This is a genomic window from Vitreoscilla filiformis (assembly GCF_002222655.1).
GTDB classification, from domain to species: Bacteria; Pseudomonadota; Gammaproteobacteria; order Burkholderiales; family Burkholderiaceae_C; genus Ideonella; species Ideonella filiformis.
In genome coordinates this window covers 94,900-110,343 of record NZ_CP022424.1, presented here as the reverse complement: position 1 = coordinate 110,343, position 15,444 = coordinate 94,900, and the positions used below count along the sequence as shown (strand labels likewise).

Here is a 15,444-nt window from a genome sequence, read left to right as displayed (position 1 = left end):
GCGCAGGGGTTCACGCGCTGGATGCTGCCAGCGCGCGGGCCACTTCGCACATGGCAGGGCGTTCGTGAACCTGGGTGGATTGGCAGGCCGTTTGCCAAGGTTGCCAACGTTGTCGCAAAGCGACGGCCTCCTCTGACACCACCAAGCGCCCCAACACTTCTTCCAGCAAGTGGCCAAAGGCCAGCACGTCCCAGCGCTGGGCGGTGGGCCAGGCGAACCCGGCGCCGTCTGGCCAGCGCAAGGCCGCGCCCAAGTCACTCAGCACAGCAGTTCCGCTGGTGGGGTGCCACAGCAAGTTGTGGGCATAAAAATCGCCATGCAGCACCCCATGGGTGTGCAAGTGGGCCAGCGCTTGGGCGGCATCCCGCAACAGGCGAACGGCCTGGGAGACGCTGAACCGGGCGGTCGGGGCGTACACATCGCGGCTGCAACTGTCCAAGCTGGGCGGGCCGGCCAGGGGTTGCAGATCAGCGGCCAGCAGCGGCATCACCAGCCCCGTGGCGCCTTGCGGATGCGCCGTGAGCCGTGCCCACGCGCTGCACAACTGTGGATGCGGCCCCACACTCAAGCTGGCGGCTTGCTCGCTGTCGCTCAAGCCATCGCTGGTGATGGCGCCCCGGAACAGCTTCACCGCCACCGGGCGCGCCGGCCCTGCATCGGGTTGCCACAGCGCTTGCCACGTCACCCCGGAAGCGCCTTCGCCCAAACGCTGCTGCAAGGTCAGCGCCGACCACGGAACTTGCACCACCTCCGCCGGACACTCCGACGAAGCGGCACACCACGGATTGCCCGCCCCCGCCACCCACGCCAACGCGGGCAGCTCGGCCAACCAGCCAGGCAGCTCAGGCAGTTGATTGGCCGCCACACGCAGCAAAGCCAGGGCGGGCAGCCCCGCCAGTGACGCCGGTAAGACCGTCAAGCGATTGCCGGACAGCATGAGTTTTTCCAGTGCCACGCAGTCGCCCAGGGCGGCGGGCAGGGTGGTGAGTGCGTTGTCCGTGAGGGTGAGCCAGCGCAGACGCGGGGGCAGGGCGGCTGCCGGCAGATGCGCAATGCGGTTGTTGCGCAAACCCACTTGGCTGAGGTGAGGGCACGCGCCCAGCACGTCGGGCAGCTCGGTGAAATCGTTGTACGAGGCGAACAGCACCTTGAGACGGTGCAGACGCGGCAAATCGTCCGGCAGACGGCTCAAGCGGTTGTGGCTGAGGTTGAGCACCTCCAGCGTGTCGGCCAGATCGAAAATTTCGGCGGGAAAGTCGGTCAGATCTTCCGCCAGATCGAGGCGGCGCAGGCCGGCGAGTTCGCCACGGCGCAGGCGCTCCAGGGTGTGAGGGTGTTGCATGGGGCAAGGATAGGCGGAGGCGCTTGTGCAAGTGCCCGGCGGTGTTCATAGAGGCGCGAAGCAGTACGCCTGTTCTGTTCTTTATCATGCTGATATGAGTGGTGAATCATGGCTCGTTGCCTGGATCGGTAACACCGATCATGAAGCCTCAGAAGGCAAACTCGGTCAGGACTTGGGCCCGATCGCTAAAGCGCTCGTCGGTCAGCCCAGGCGGTACCACCGCCTCCATCTGCTAACCAACTACGACACCCCCCGAAGCCAGCGTTACTGCACTTGGCTGGAAAAGCGTGCGGGTTACGCATCGAGCCAAGTTGATCTGTGCCCCATGGCGTTGGACAGCCCCATCAACTACGCTTCCATTTACGCCGCTGTCACTGCCAATCTGAAAAAGGCGGGGCTTCCTCGGGACGGTGTCCAACTGACGTTTCACCTCAGCCCTGGCACGCCCGCCATGGTGGTCATTTGGATCATCTTGTCGAAGACCCGTTTTCCAGCCCAACTGATCCAAACATCACGCGAGCAGGGCCTGGAGTCGGTCGATTTCTCGTTTGACTTGGCCAGCGACTTCCTCCCCGAGTTCTTGCAGCGCACCGAAGATCGGATCGCCAGACTCACACAGGGCGGCGTCGCCCCTGAATTCAGCAAGATCATTCACCGCAGCACAGCGGTTCGGCAGCAGATCGACATGGCACGGCGCATCGCCGTTTTGGATGTGCCGGTGTTGGTTTTGGGGGAAACGGGCACCGGTAAAGAGCTGTTCGCCGAAGCCATCCACGCCGCCAGCCGGCGGGCGGGGAAAGAATTCGTGGCCGTCAACTGTGGCGCGATTTCGCGGGAGTTGGCCAGTTCCGAACTGTTTGGCCACCGTCGTGGCGCCTTCACTGGCGCGGTAACCGACCGCAAAGGGCACTTTCTCGAAGCCAACGGGGGCACCTTGTTTTTAGACGAGGTCGGCGATCTTCCGCCAGATGCTCAGGTTCGCCTGCTCCGAGTGCTGCAAACCGGCGAGGTCATGCCGCTGGGGGCCTCCAAAGCCATCAAGGTGGATGTGCGGGTGGTGGCAGCTACACATCGGGATTTGGCTGCCGATGTGGTGACCGGGCGATTCCGAGAGGATCTGTTTCACCGGCTGGCCGTGGGCATGTTGCACCTCCCGCCGTTGCGTGAACGGGAACACGACACGGCCTTGCTCATCGACCATTTCCTCGCCCAGATCAATGCCGATGCACGGGGATGCCCCGAGGCGCAAGAGAAAAAACTTTCTGCTAACGCAAGAAAAATTCTTCTTTCACATGCCTGGCCTGGGAATGTTCGCGAGCTCTACCACACGCTCGTGCGGGCATCGATTTGGTCACCTGGCCCGACCATTGATGCCGAAGATGCTCGTGCAGCACTGCTCCACATCCAGCGGCCCGAAGAAAACATCTTGGGCCGTCCCTTAACGCAAGGTTTTGATTTGAAAGAACTTTTGGATGAAGTAGCCCGAGACTACGTTGTGCGGGCGCTTCAACAATCGGGCGATAAAAAGTCTGCGGCAGCCGAATTGCTCGGCTTTCCCAACTACCAAACTTTGGGCAACTGGATGAAACGCCTCGGCGTGGAATCCACCGACTAAGCGAGGCTGGCAAGGTTTTCGCACATGGCCTCACCGTCGCGATGCGAAACCTGTCGGAAGTGAATGCAAGATCTTCGATCGTTGAACTTTGAGCCGCTGCGGGCGGCTTATCCCGAACTGGCCAACATGGGTGGGTACGCGGAGCACTACGCATACAGCGACCCGGCAAGTGCGCTGGTCAAGCTGCGCAGTTTTGCGGAGCGGCTGGTTGATCGGCTTTACAACCAATTCAGGCTGGAGCGTGCGCCGCAGTCCACCCTGGTGGATCTGCTGGACAACGCCAGCTTCGCCCCGATTGCCCAACCGCTGGTGCTGGAAAAGCTGCACCTGTTGCGCCGGCTCGGTAACCGGGGAGCGCATGGAGAGGATGTCGAGTCCTCCGACGCTGTTCGCTGCGTGCAGGAGGCCTGGCAATTGGCGCGTTGGCTGCACGTTTCCTTCTTGGGTGGCAAAGTCAGCGACTTTGGGGAATTCAAGCCTCCACCTGTTGAGGGCATTGACAGCAAGGCAGCCATCAAACGCAAGGCCAAGGCCCTGGCCGAAGAAAACCAGCTCAAGGAGGAGCGCCTCAAGCAAGCCTTGCTGGAACTGGCCGAGCTGCGCGCCGCCGACCAGGCCGGGACTTCACCCACCAGGGCCGCCCCCATGCCGCTGGCGCAAGCCACCCAGGTTTCGACCCAAACGGCCCAGCAACTGCGCTTCAGCGAAGATCACACCCGCAAGTGGTTGATCGACCGGGATTTGCGCATGGCCGGGTGGCATGTACCCGCAGGCACTGGCAGCAGCGAATCCGTGGGTCAAGAAGTGGAAGTGCCCCACCAACCCAGCGCCAGTGGCAAGGGCTATTGCGATTACGTGCTATGGGACGACAACGGCAAACCCCTGGCCGTGATCGAAGCGAAGAAAGCCCACGCCGACGCCCGCGCCGGCCAACAACAAGCCAAGCTGTACGCCGACGCGCTGGAAAAAGTCCACGGCCAGCGGCCCATGATTTTTTATACCAATGGGCACGACATTTGGGTGTGGGACGACGCGGGCAAGTACCCCCCTCGGCAAGTATTCGGGTTTTTCTCGAAGGACACCTTGCAATACCGCGTCGGTTTTCAACGGCGCCAAAAACGCGATTTGCTGAGAGACGTTCGCCCCGATGGCAACGTGGCCGGGCGGCTCTACCAAATCGAGAGCATCACCCGCGTGGCCGAACGCTTCTCCCAAAGCCACCGCCGTGCCTTGGTGGTGCAGGCCACGGGCACGGGCAAAACGCGGGTGGCCATCGCCCTGGCCAAACTGCTGATCGACGCCCGCTGGGTTAAGCGCGTGCTGTTCTTGTGCGACCGCAAGGAGCTGCGCAAGCAGGCCAAACATGCGTTCAATGATTTTGTGCAGGAGCCTATTTACGTCATCGGTCAAGCCAATGACGTCGGCAAACTGGACGCTCGCATCTACATCGGTATCTACCAGGGGCTGATCAACGACTATGAGTCGTTCGATGTGGGATTTTTTGACTTGATCATCGCGGACGAATCTCACCGCTCGATTTACAACCTCTACGGAGACTTGTTCAAGTACTTTGACGCCCTCCAAGTCGGGTTGACGGCCACGCCAGTGGAGATGGTCAGCCGCAGCACCTGCCGTTTGTTCGGCTGTGATTACAAACTACCCACGGCCAACTATCCGCTGGAGCAGGCGATTGCGGATCGCCATCTGGTGCCGTTCCGCGTGGTGGCGCACACCACCAAGTTTTTGCGCGAGGGCATCAAGGCGGCCCATCTGACGGATGAACAGGTGGCGGAGCTGGAAGACCAGGGCATCGACCCAAACACGCTGGATTTCGACGCTCAAGAGATTGATGCTGCGGTGTTCAACAAGGGCACCAACCGCATCATCCTGCGCAACTTGATGGACAACGGCCTGCGCGATGCCGACGGGCAACTGCCCGGCAAGAGCATTGTGTTTGCCCGCAACATCCGCCACGCCCGCTTGCTGGCCGAGCTTTTTGATGAGATGTATCCGCAGTTTGCCGGCAAGTTTTGCCGCGTGATCCACTCCGAGGAGCCCCGCGCCGAGGATTTGATCGACCAGTTCAAGATGCCACACGGCGAACTGTGCATCGCCATTTCGGTGGACATGTTGGACACCGGTATCGACGTGCCCGAAGTGGTGAATCTGGTGTTTGCCAAGCCGGTCAAGAGCAAGGTGAAATTCTGGCAAATGATTGGCCGAGGCACGCGCCTGTGCCAAAACCTATTTGGGCCGGGCCGAGACAAGAGCGAATTTTTGATTTTTGATCACTGGGGCAATTTCGCGTTTCACGAGGTTCCGACCACCGAAGTTGAGCCTGCGGTGCCCAAATCGCTGACCCAACGGCGCTATGAGGCCCGTCTTCATTTGGCGAGCTTGGCGCTCAAGCACGCCGACACGGCAGCGTTGGATCGGCTGGCGCAGCAGATTCAACAGGATGCGGCGGCCCTGCCCGATGGGGCTGTGACGGTGCGCGAGAACTGGCGGGCGGTGGAGCAAGCACGCGATCTCCAGCGCGTTCGCCAGTTCGCACCGGTGACGCGCCAATTGTTGACGGACACCGTGGCGCCGCTGATGAACGCTCTGGATGTGCGTGGCCAAGGCGAGGCGCTGCGCTGGGATGTGTTGATGGCCAAAGCTCAGGCTGAGGCGCTGGTCAAACCGGGCCAACCGAACTCGCAGAAAGAGGCGGTTCTTGAATGGCTGGGGCGCTTGCCGCCGCACCTCAATCCCGTGCGGGCCAAGGCCAAGGAGTTGAGCAAACTGCGCTCCGATGCATTCTGGGAGGCGCCCACTTACGCCCAATTGGACACGCTGCGAGAGGCGTTACGGGACGTTGTGGGGCTGGCAGAAGCCCCTGTTCTGCCCCCGCCGGCCCCCACGCCGATGCTGGACATCCACGAGACCGAAGCCGATTACCAGGTGGCCGAGCGCCCGACGAACATCCAATCGCTGGATTTCGCCATTTACCGCAAGGCGGTGCAAGCGGCGCTGGAGCCTTTGTTCGAGACGGATTCGGTGCTGCGCAAAGTGCGCCATGGCGAGTCGATACAGCCGGAGGAGTTGGATCGGCTGAACAGCCTGCTGCACACCCGCAACCCGGATGTGAATTTGACCACCTTGCGCGAGTTTTACCCGGACACGGCGGTACCACTGAGCCGCATTTTGCGGGCGATTGTGGGGTTGGAGCATGAGGCGGTAGAAGCGCGGTTTGCAACTTTCGCGCAAGCGCACGCACTCACCAGTCAACAATTGCGATTCTTGGCGATGCTGAAGGATCACATTCGCCAATTCGGGGCCATTTCGGTGGCGCAATTGTTTGAGGCGCCGTTTAACACGGTGCATGCGGAAGGGTTGGGCGGTGTGTTCACGGATGCCACCCAACTGGATGAGGTGGTGGCCATGGTGCGCAGCTTTGGCGAACCGCTGCAACCGCCCGCCGCTCACTGACTTATTTGCAAGAAAGTTTGACACCCATGATCACTGGCCCACTCAAGAGCCGCATCGACAGCCTTTGGACGGATTTTTGGACGGGGGGCATCACCAACCCGTTAACGGTGATCGAGCAGATCACGTTTTTGATGTACAGCCGCCTGTTGGATATGCAGGAGCGCAAGGATGAGAAACGGGCCTCGATCACGGGCCAGGTGTTCAACCGGCGTTTTGAAGTGGAAGATCAGGACTGCCGCTGGGAAACATGGCGCCACTATGGCGGCGAGATGATGTTGCCGCATGTGCGGGATCGGGTATTTCCGCATTTTCGCCGTCTGGCGGAGCGCAGCACGGGGGCGGGCAGTTTGTTTGCGTCCTTCATGAAGGATGCGCAACTGATGATTCAGAAGGGAACGTTATTATCCAAGGCGGTGGCGGCGGTGCAAGAATTGCCGCTGGAGAAGGGGGATACAAAGGGGGATTTGTACGAGTATTTATTGAGCAAGCTGACCACGGCGGGCATCAATGGCCAGTTTCGCACACCCCGGCACATCATTCGGTTGATGGTCGAATTGATGCAGCCGCAGCCGACGGATCGGATTTGCGATCCATCCTGCGGGACGGCGGGTTTTTTGGTGGAAGCTTACGAGTATTTGTTGCGTGAGCATTCCAGCGAAGCGGGCCGGCATGAGGAAGTAGTGGAGGGTGAAACGCATGTGACGTACAGCGGGGATTTGCTGGTTCAGCAGGGGCACCGCTCGCATGTGGATACAGACATGTTCCACGCCTATGATTTTGATGCCACGATGTTGCGCATTGCCAGCATGAATTTGGTGATGCATGGGGTGGCAGAGCCGGACGTGCATTATCAGGATACGCTGAGCCAGAGTTTTGAGGAGCGTCATCCGAAGGGGTCTAAGGGGGCGTTTGATTTGATTTTGGCGAATCCGCCGTTCAAGGGGAGTTTGGACGAACAGGATGTGGCGCCGGATTTGTTGCGCACGGTTAAAACGAAAAAGACGGAGTTATTGTTTATTGCGTTGATTTTGCGGATGTTGAAGGTGGGGGGTCGCAGTGCGACGATTGTGCCGGATGGGGTGTTGTTTGGTTCGAGCAAGGCGCATGTTCAGTTGCGGCAGCATTTGATTGAGCAGAACCAGTTGGAGGCGGTGATTTCGTTGCCTTCGGGGGTTTTCAAGCCTTATGCGGGGGTTTCGACGGCGATCATCATTTTTGCCAAGGGTGGCAAGACGGAAAACGTGTTTTTCTATGATGTGCAGTCGGATGGGTTTACGTTGGATGATAAGCGTACGCCTATTGGGGATGGAAAGGGTGATTTGCTGGATGTGTTGGTGAAGTATCGGCAGTGGTGTGAAGGACTGATTGATATTTCCGATCGCTCTGCGAAAGCGTTTGAAGTTCCTGCTAGTGAGATAAAATCGGAAAATTTCGACTTATCTATTAATAGATACATTCGAAAAAAAATTGAAATCGCGAAAGTCAATAATCCCCGCTATTTGCTAGAGCAACTTATTTTGCTTGAAAAGCAAATTCAAGGCGACCTAGACGAGTTGAAGGAGCTGTTTTGAGTAAAATTCTCTACAAACTGCGTGATATTGCACCAGCGGCACAGGCTGAGAATTTCGAAATTGAGGGGAATGTTTGGATATTAAACCTGGATAAGATCGAGCCAAATACTGGAGTTTTGTTGTCCAAAGATTTTGTTTCCATTGCAGAAATTGGCAACTCAACCAACCGATTTGATGATGGCAATGTCCTTTACTCAAAGCTGCGCCCCTATCTTAATAAGGTTTATTTGCCGGATTCCCCCGGTTTTTGCACATCAGAATTAGTGCCGATGCGCCCAAATCAGAATATAGTGACGCGGGAGTACTTAGCTGCATACCTGAAGTCTCCATACTTTTTGCAGTGGGTTAGTCAGCAGGTTGATGGGGCAAAAATGCCGAGAGTTTCTATGAGGATTCTCTGGGAGCACGAGGTTGCACTACCCAGTTTGATCGAACAGCGTCGCATTACAGCCGTTCTCAGCAAAGCAGACAGCCTGCGCAGTAAGCGACAAGAAGCTATGCGGTTGGCGGATGAGTTTTTGCGGGCTGCCTATGTTGAAATATTTGGCGACCCTGTTGAAAACCCATATCAATGGCCGAGTTTGGAGTTGTCGGAGCTTGTTGAGTCAACAAAGCTTGGACTCGTTCGATCCGCAGAAGAATTTGGCTGGAATCTACCAACACCCTATTTGCGAATGGATGCAATCTCCAACGATGGGAAAATTTTGCACAAGAAAATTCAGGGCACCAACGCTTCACCGGAAGAAATAGCGCAGTTTGAACTCAGGCGTGGCGATTTGCTTTTTAACACCCGCAACTCTCGTGAACTCGTTGGCAAAACTGCAATATGGGATGGCGGTGACGGCGTCATTTTTAACAACAATATCATGCGGTTGCGGCTGAACTCGATGATCGCCCCTGAAGTCATTGCCATGCAGTTTCAACTTCCTCTGCTAAAGCAAGAACTAGAAACCAGAAAATCGGGAACCACCAGCGTTTTTGCGGTCTACTACAAAGACCTAAAAACCCTACCCATTCAAATACCATCAAAAGATCGGCAGCAAAAATATGTGCAAGTCACAAAAAAAGTTGCACGATATATGGCAAAGATGCAAGAAATGGCCAGCAATGCAGAGCAACTAACCCAGTCGCTTAGCCATAAGTTTTTTGGATAACTAAAAATATTAAAATTACTTAGTGACAACTGAAAAAGTTGTCTGATGTCAATCAAAGTTAGGCTGAGGCATTCAGCGCCTGCCTCCTAACTTTTAACCCGGCGCTTTGGAAAAACATCATGCCTATCCCATTCATTCTTGCCGGTGCAGCTCTGCTGGCTGGCGGCATTGGCATCAAAAAGGGCCTTGATGCCAAAGAAGACTTTGAACGTGCCGAGCGCATCGGGAACCGAGCCAAACGCAAACATGAAGAAGCCGTTCTCTCGCTTGAGCAAGAAAGAGAGAAAACAAATGCCATGCTGCAAGAGCTGGGCAAGTTAAAAGTACACATCTTTTCCAACCAAATTAAATATCTTGTTGACGCCATCAAGAGCAGAAAGAAAAAAGCAGGATCCAATATATCTGGATTCGAGCAAATGATTGAAGAGCTCAACTTGCCACAAATGGAGAAAATGGTTATCGGGAGCCTGGATATCGAAAAAGGTCTCGCTTCCGGCGCAGCCAGCGGCGCACTGATGGGATTGGGAGCTTACGGCAGTGTCGGTATGCTAGCTTCAGCTTCAACGGGAACAGCAATTGCCAGCCTGGGCGGTGCAGCAGCAACCAATGCGACTTTGGCTTGGCTGGGTGGTGGCTCTTTAGCGGCTGGCGGCTTCGGTATGGCAGGTGGTATGGCTGTGCTGGGCGGCTTGGTGGCGGGGCCGGCTCTCGCCATCACGGGTTTCGTGATGGCATCTAAGGCTGAAGAAGCAGTGACCAAAGCCTGGGAATACGATTCAGAAGTTGACCAAGCAGTCGCCAAAATCGCCGCAATGAAGGAGGTTCTCAAAGGATTACAAGCCAACGCCATGGAGATGAGCATGACGTTGAGCAAGGTTGCAAAATGCTTTGACGATTCTAAGTTCTTTATTGGTCAAACCAATGATGACAACGCGTTCGAAAGGTTACTCCAGTTAGGTAAGGCCTTGAAAGCCACCCTTGACACGCCTATCATGGAAAAAAACGGCGAGAGCACCAAGGATCTCCAATCCAAACTCAAATCAATCATTCACATATCCAGCTCTGGATTACTGACGTATGGCGATAAAATCATTATAAAATAATAAATTTATTTAACAGCACACCCCTGCTAAGTCAGGTAGGTGTGCATTTTTGGTTCATTCGAAAAACGGATGAAATCCACACTTCAGCAAATTAAAACTTCAGTCATGGCAAAACTACCTGCAATCCCTTCCGCCCCCATCACTGCGGTGACGACCAGCAGTCAAAACCTCATTACCGCCTGGAAAGAGTATGCAACCACCCGAGAATTAGAAGTCACGAAAAGAACTCATATCAGCGCACATCGCGACGTTGCATTGGCGCGAATCCAAGCACAAGCAGAAACACTCCGGGAATTGATATCCAGCTCTTTTGCCGAAAGAGCCATTAAATTTGATAAATATTTTGCTTTACTGGAATCTGGTCTTGCCAGTGGCAACGATCAACAAATTAATGCTGCACTCACACTCATCGTAGATCAAACAAAAAATAGCCCGATGGCTCAAGCCACACAATTGCTCAACAAGATCAATGACCCGAACGACGATGACGTCATTGAAATTTGAGCCACCATTTCCATGCACCCGCTGTGGCGCTTGCTGCCGCAGTGTGCATCTATCCCCATTAACCAAATGGCTAGACAAAGGGGATGGGGTTTGCATTCACTTTGAGGAAAAGACCGCTCTGTGCTCTATTTATGAAGATCGGCCAGAAATATGTCGAATAGATCTTCATTACGAGAAAAATTATAAGGGCGTGATCTCATGGCTTGATTTTTGCCATATAAATGAGCAATGCTGCGAAAAACTCAGCAATCAGCAACATATTCAAATAATAAGTGGAAAACCACCCTTGCCTTAATTGAGCGTGGCGGACAATTTGGCTACCAATTTCTGATTGCACCACCTGATTGACCATCAAGATGGTGCGCATTCAGCCCCCTCAACCCGCTACAGCAACCGCGCCCTCAGTGCCTGCGCGTGCCACGCCACATGCTCACCGATGAAACTGGCGATGAAGTAGTAACTGTGGTCGTAGCCCGGGTGCAGGCGCAGCGTCAGCGGGTGGCCCGCAGCGGCGCAAGCGGCTTGCAGCAGCTCGGGGCGCAACTGGGTGGCAAGGAAGTCATCCGCCTCCCCTTGATCCACCAGCAGCGGCAGGCGCTCGGCGGCGTGGGCGATCAGCGCCACCGCATCGTGCGCGGCCCAGGCGCTGCGATCCTCCCCCAAGTAGGCGGCGAACGCCTTCTGGCCCCACGGCACTTGGCTCGGCGCCACGATGGGTGAAAACGCGCTCACGCTGGCATAACGGCCCGGGTGCCGCATGGCCAGGGTGAGCGCACCGTGCCCGCCCATTGAATGGCCGCTGAGGCTGCGCTGTGCAGTGGCGGGGAAATGCGTTTCCACCAAGGCGGGCAGCTCCTGCACCACGTAGCTTTCCATGCGAAAGTGCGCGGCCCAGGGCGATTGCGTGGCGTCCAGGTAGAAGCCTGCGCCTTGGCCCAAGTCATAAGCCGGGTCGTTGGCCACGCCCAGCGTGCCGTCGGGATCACGCGGGCTGGTGTCCGGGGCGATCACGATCAAGCCATGCTGCGCCGCGTGCTGCTGCACCCCAGCCTTGGTGATGAAGTTCTGCTCGGTACAGGTCAGGCCCGAAAGCCAATACAGCACCGGGCAACGCTCGCCACGCAACGCGGCAGGCGGCAGATAAACGCCAAAACGCATGGGGCAGCCCAGCGTCGTACTGGCATGCTGCCAAACCTCCTGCCGGCCACCCAAACTGGCGTGATGCTCAATGCGCTCCATCAGAAATGCACCACCGAGCGGATGGATTCCCCGTTGTGCATCAACTCAAACGCTTCGTTGATACCGGACAGCGGCATGGTGTGGGTCACGAAGGGGGCAAGCTTGATGCGCTCGGCCATCGCGTCTTCGACCATGCCCGGCAGCTCGCTGCGACCCTTGACACCCCCAAACGCCGTGCCCAACCAACGCCGGCCTGTCACCAATTGGAAGGGCCGGGTGCTGATCTCCTGCCCCGCGCCGGCCACGCCGATGATCACCGACTGGCCCCAGCCCCGGTGTGCGCACTCCAGCGCCGCACGCATGACGTTGACGTTGCCAATGCACTCGAAGCTGTGATCCACCCCCCAGCCCGTCATCTCGACGATCACCTGCTGGATGGGTTTGTCAAAGTCCTTGGGATTCACGCAATCGGTCGCGCCAAAGGTCTTGGCCAGCTCGAACTTGGACGGGTTGGTGTCGACGGCGATGATGCGCCCAGCCCCGGCCATCTGCGCACCATGCACCACTGCCAGGCCAATCCCCCCCAGGCCAAACACGGCCACGGAGTCCCCCTTCTGCACCTTGGCGGTGTTCTTGACGGCGCCCAAGCCGGTGGTCACCCCGCAGCCCAGCAGGCAGACCTGCTCAGGATTGGCATCCGGGTTGACCTTGGCCAGCGACACCTCGGCCACCACGGTGTACTCGCTGAAGGTGGAGCAGCCCATGTAGTGATAAAGCGGCTGGCCGTTGTAGGAAAAGCGGGTGGTGCCATCCGGCATCACACCTTTGCCTTGGGTGGCACGCACGGAGACGCACAGGTTGGTCTTGCCGCTCTTGCAGAACAGACACTCGCCGCATTCGGCGGTATAGAGCGGGATCACATGGTCACCGGGCTGCACGCTGGTGACCCCTTCGCCCACCTCCACCACGATGCCAGCGCCCTCGTGGCCCAACACCACCGGGAACAAGCCCTCTGGATCGTCACCGCTCAGGGTGAAGGCGTCGGTGTGGCAGACGCCGGTGTGGGTGATCTTGACCAACACCTCTCCTTTTTTCGGCGGCGCCACGTCAATCTCAACGATCTGCAACGGCTGACCGGCAGCAAAAGCAACAGCGGCACGGGATTTCATCGGCAAAACTCCTCAGGAAACTCAAGGTGCGTTTGTACGCCAAGCGCCGGGCTGCTGGCACAGCAAGGTCGTTTCTAGCGATGACCCCCCCGACGTGCTTGCCACAGCGGCTTTTTCGCCTTCAACTGCCGCTCAATGCCGTCGTTCAGCTCCGAGCGCAGCGCCACCACCTCGTCGTTGGCACCGTACACGCCGGGGAAGCGTAAATCCAGCCACAGCCACAGCGTGCAAGCGCGCAGCACCTGCTCCATCCGATCCAACCGACTGAAGGCGCTCACCCCCTCCAAGAACCCCGGGCGGCTCACCTGGCCGCTGCGGGCGTGCTCCCAGGCCCAGTTGTAAAAATCCTGCACCAAGCTTTCGGTGCGCGTGTCCACCGGCGCTTGGGCGTACACAAACCGATCCCGCAGCGGCAACGAGGATGCATTGCGATCCAACTCCGCCGCCAACGCCAGCATCTGCTCCAACTCGGCCACCTGAAAGTGCGCGTTGTCCAGCTTGAGCTGCTCCATGAAGACGCTGAGGATGTCGTGCAACCGGTGTTTGTCCAGCCGCTGCGCGATGGTGCTGATGTGCCACCAGTTCGGTGCCACCGGCGCCTTGAAGTTGCGCGGCGCACGCGGCGTGCGCGGCAGCAACTCTTTCAACGTCCGGGCGGCGCCGGGTTCGGCCTCGTGCAGCACACCGGTGAACCCTTCTTCGTGCAGACCGTAGCGCCCGGCGCGGCCAGAAATCTGGTGAACTTCGCTTTCGTTCAATGGCCGGTCACCCACGCCGTCAAACTTGCTCATGGTGGAAAACAGCACGCGGCGGATCGGCAAATTCAGCCCCATGCCGATGGCGTCCGTCGCCACCAAAATGTGCGATTCGCCCGACGCGAAGCGCTCCGCCTCGCGCCGGCGCACCTCTGGCGGCAACGCGCCATACACCACAGACACCGGATGGCCGTTGGCAGCGATCTGGTCGCGCAGCATCAACACATCGCGCCGGCTGAAGGCCACCACCGCATCGCCTTTTTTCAGCGTCGACAAACTCACCGGGCCGGGCAACAGTTGAACGTGCTGCTTGCGCTCAAAGTGGCGCACCACCCCTTGTTCGCCGCACAGGCCCAACAGGTTCTGGATCGCCGGCACCGCATAGGCCGAGCAAATGATGATGACCTCACGCGCCGGCACGCCGACGATGGCTTGTGTCCACGCCCAGCCGCGTGAAGCGTCGAAGATCATTTGCGCTTCGTCGATCACCGCCACGTCCAGCACGTCGCGGGTGTTCACCATTTCGATGGTGGAGGACACCACCCGCGCCGCATCCGCTGGCACATTTTCTTCGCCGGTCAGCAGCGAGCAGGGCACACCGCGTGCCACCAGCCGGTCGCGCCCTTCCAGAGCCAGCAGACGCAACGGGGCGAGGTAAGCACCGTCCAGCGCCCCGGCCAACATTTCAAACGCCGCGTGCGTCTTGCCGCTGTTGGGCGGGCCGACGAACAGCGTCACTTTGCGCCCCAACTGGCGCGCACGCTCGAAGGTGTCCGGGTAGCCCTGAAACGCCAGCTCGCGGTTCAGGCTGGACAGCGTGAGCTGCTCGTTGACCTGACGCTCCCAGCGATCCTGCGCCCGCGTACACGCGGCCTTGAGGGCGTCGAGGGTTTGCGGGCGTTGGCATTCGGCTTGAAGGCGTGGCAACAGCGAGTCCATGGCCTCGGCGTCACACCAGGCGCTGCGCTCGGCCAGGGCGTCCAGATGGGCCACCAAGTCTTCGGTGTGTTCGTAGGGCGGGGCAAACGCCAGGGCGCCCAGCAAAGCGCGTTTGTCGCCGTTGCGGAAAAAAGCCCATACCGGTTCAGACGACACCTCCGCCCGATACGCCAAGGTGAGCATGCCCGGGCGCGACCAGGCATCAAACGTCAGCGTGAGCGGCTGTTGGAACACCCGTTCCCAACCACCCGCGCCAGCATCCGGCGCACGGGTGAAACCCAGCGCTTCCAGCGTGGCGTGACGCTCCACCATCAACGCCCGGGTTTCCCGCCCGACGCCGACTTCGTCCAAATGGCGCAGCGCCGCCTCGATCAACCCTGGCGCAATCCAACGGCTGGGCCGCTGATGGGGCACCGCTTTTTGCAGCAGGATCAGCCCCGCCTCGGCCAAGCGGTGTTCGGCATCGGGCAGATCGTCCTCATCGTCCACGTAATCCGCTGGTTTCACCACCTGCGGCAGGTTGTAGGCCGCTTGACGCACCCGCTCCAATTGCTCCAGGGTGATGGGGGTCGGCACGCGGGCAGCGTGGCTCGGAATGGGCAGGCGGAGCTTGGGGGTCGGGGTGTCGGCAGAGGTCATGCA

11 protein-coding genes and 1 pseudogene are annotated in these 15,444 nt (G+C 58.4%); 7 read left to right on the top strand and 5 right to left on the bottom strand.

Annotated elements, in window-relative coordinates; genetic code table 11:
• Positions 1-10 precede the first annotated feature (10 nt).
• Positions 11-1,342 (bottom strand): leucine-rich repeat-containing protein kinase family protein, encoded by a 1,332-nt coding sequence (locus VITFI_RS16755; protein WP_089418300.1) that lies wholly within the window; start codon positions 1,340-1,342, stop codon positions 11-13.
• 25 nt (positions 1,343-1,367) lie between these two features.
• On the opposite strand from VITFI_RS16755, the gene VITFI_RS16750 reads away from it, so the two are divergent.
• The 7 genes and pseudogenes from VITFI_RS16750 to VITFI_RS18805 form a co-directional block, all read left to right on the top strand.
• On the top strand, positions 1,368-2,957 hold the full coding sequence (locus VITFI_RS16750) for a sigma-54 interaction domain-containing protein (RefSeq protein ID WP_232476739.1): 1,590 nt from the start codon (positions 1,368-1,370) through the stop codon (positions 2,955-2,957).
• 63 nt (positions 2,958-3,020) lie between these two features.
• Positions 3,021-6,428 (top strand): DEAD/DEAH box helicase family protein, encoded by a 3,408-nt coding sequence (locus tag VITFI_RS16745; protein ID WP_089418298.1) that lies wholly within the window; start codon positions 3,021-3,023, stop codon positions 6,426-6,428.
• 26 nt (positions 6,429-6,454) lie between these two features.
• A complete protein-coding gene (locus VITFI_RS16740) occupies positions 6,455-7,999 on the top strand; it encodes a type I restriction-modification system subunit M (protein ID WP_089418297.1) in 1,545 nt (514 codons plus the stop codon).
• The gene (locus VITFI_RS16735; RefSeq protein ID WP_089418296.1) at positions 7,996-9,153 is read left to right on the top strand and encodes a restriction endonuclease subunit S; all 1,158 of its coding nucleotides are present in this window, start codon (positions 7,996-7,998) and stop codon (positions 9,151-9,153) included. The genes VITFI_RS16740 and VITFI_RS16735 overlap by 4 nt, the downstream gene beginning before the upstream one ends.
• Before the next feature lie 119 nt (positions 9,154-9,272).
• Entirely contained in the window at positions 9,273-10,256 is a 984-nt protein-coding gene (locus tag VITFI_RS16730; protein WP_089418295.1) for a hypothetical protein, read from the top strand.
• 69 nt (positions 10,257-10,325) lie between these two features.
• Positions 10,326-10,760, top strand: coding sequence for a hypothetical protein (locus VITFI_RS18080; RefSeq protein WP_157725759.1), 435 nt, complete (start codon positions 10,326-10,328; stop codon positions 10,758-10,760).
• Positions 10,726-10,929 (top strand): annotated as a pseudogene (locus VITFI_RS18805) (YkgJ family cysteine cluster protein); the annotation flags it as partial. The gene VITFI_RS18080 and the pseudogene VITFI_RS18805, both read left to right, overlap by 35 nt.
• Positions 10,930-10,956: 27 nt before the next feature.
• Here the strand turns inward: VITFI_RS18805 and VITFI_RS18800 are convergent.
• The 4 genes from VITFI_RS18800 to VITFI_RS16710 form a co-directional block, all read right to left on the bottom strand.
• A complete protein-coding gene (locus VITFI_RS18800) occupies positions 10,957-11,127 on the bottom strand; it encodes a hypothetical protein (protein ID WP_157725758.1) in 171 nt (56 codons plus the stop codon).
• A 17-nt stretch (positions 11,128-11,144) separates the two neighbouring features.
• On the bottom strand, positions 11,145-11,999 hold the full coding sequence (gene fghA / locus VITFI_RS16720) for an S-formylglutathione hydrolase (protein WP_089418293.1): 855 nt from the start codon (positions 11,997-11,999) through the stop codon (positions 11,145-11,147).
• On the bottom strand, positions 11,999-13,108 hold the full coding sequence (locus VITFI_RS16715; protein WP_089418292.1) for an S-(hydroxymethyl)glutathione dehydrogenase/class III alcohol dehydrogenase: 1,110 nt from the start codon (positions 13,106-13,108) through the stop codon (positions 11,999-12,001). The genes fghA and VITFI_RS16715 overlap by 1 nt, the downstream gene beginning before the upstream one ends.
• A gap of 74 nt (positions 13,109-13,182) precedes the next feature.
• Entirely contained in the window at positions 13,183-15,441 is a 2,259-nt protein-coding gene (locus tag VITFI_RS16710) for a helicase-related protein (protein WP_089418291.1), read from the bottom strand.
• Positions 15,442-15,444 lie beyond the last annotated feature (3 nt).

Coding starts and splice junctions, on each gene's coding strand:
- VITFI_RS16730 (WP_089418295.1), top strand. CDS start 9,273: ATGCCTATCCCATTCATTCTTGCCGGTGCAGCTCTGCTGGCTGGCGGC.
- VITFI_RS16710 (WP_089418291.1), bottom strand. CDS start 15,441: ATGACCTCTGCCGACACCCCGACCCCCAAGCTCCGCCTGCCCATTCCG.
- fghA (WP_089418293.1), bottom strand. CDS start 11,999: ATGGAGCGCATTGAGCATCACGCCAGTTTGGGTGGCCGGCAGGAGGTT.
- VITFI_RS18080 (WP_157725759.1), top strand. CDS start 10,326: ATGAAATCCACACTTCAGCAAATTAAAACTTCAGTCATGGCAAAACTA.
- VITFI_RS16715 (WP_089418292.1), bottom strand. CDS start 13,108: ATGAAATCCCGTGCCGCTGTTGCTTTTGCTGCCGGTCAGCCGTTGCAG.
- VITFI_RS16740 (WP_089418297.1), top strand. CDS start 6,455: ATGATCACTGGCCCACTCAAGAGCCGCATCGACAGCCTTTGGACGGAT.
- VITFI_RS18800 (WP_157725758.1), bottom strand. CDS start 11,127: ATGCGCACCATCTTGATGGTCAATCAGGTGGTGCAATCAGAAATTGGT.
- VITFI_RS16755 (WP_089418300.1), bottom strand. CDS start 1,342: ATGCAACACCCTCACACCCTGGAGCGCCTGCGCCGTGGCGAACTCGCC.
- VITFI_RS16745 (WP_089418298.1), top strand. CDS start 3,021: ATGCAAGATCTTCGATCGTTGAACTTTGAGCCGCTGCGGGCGGCTTAT.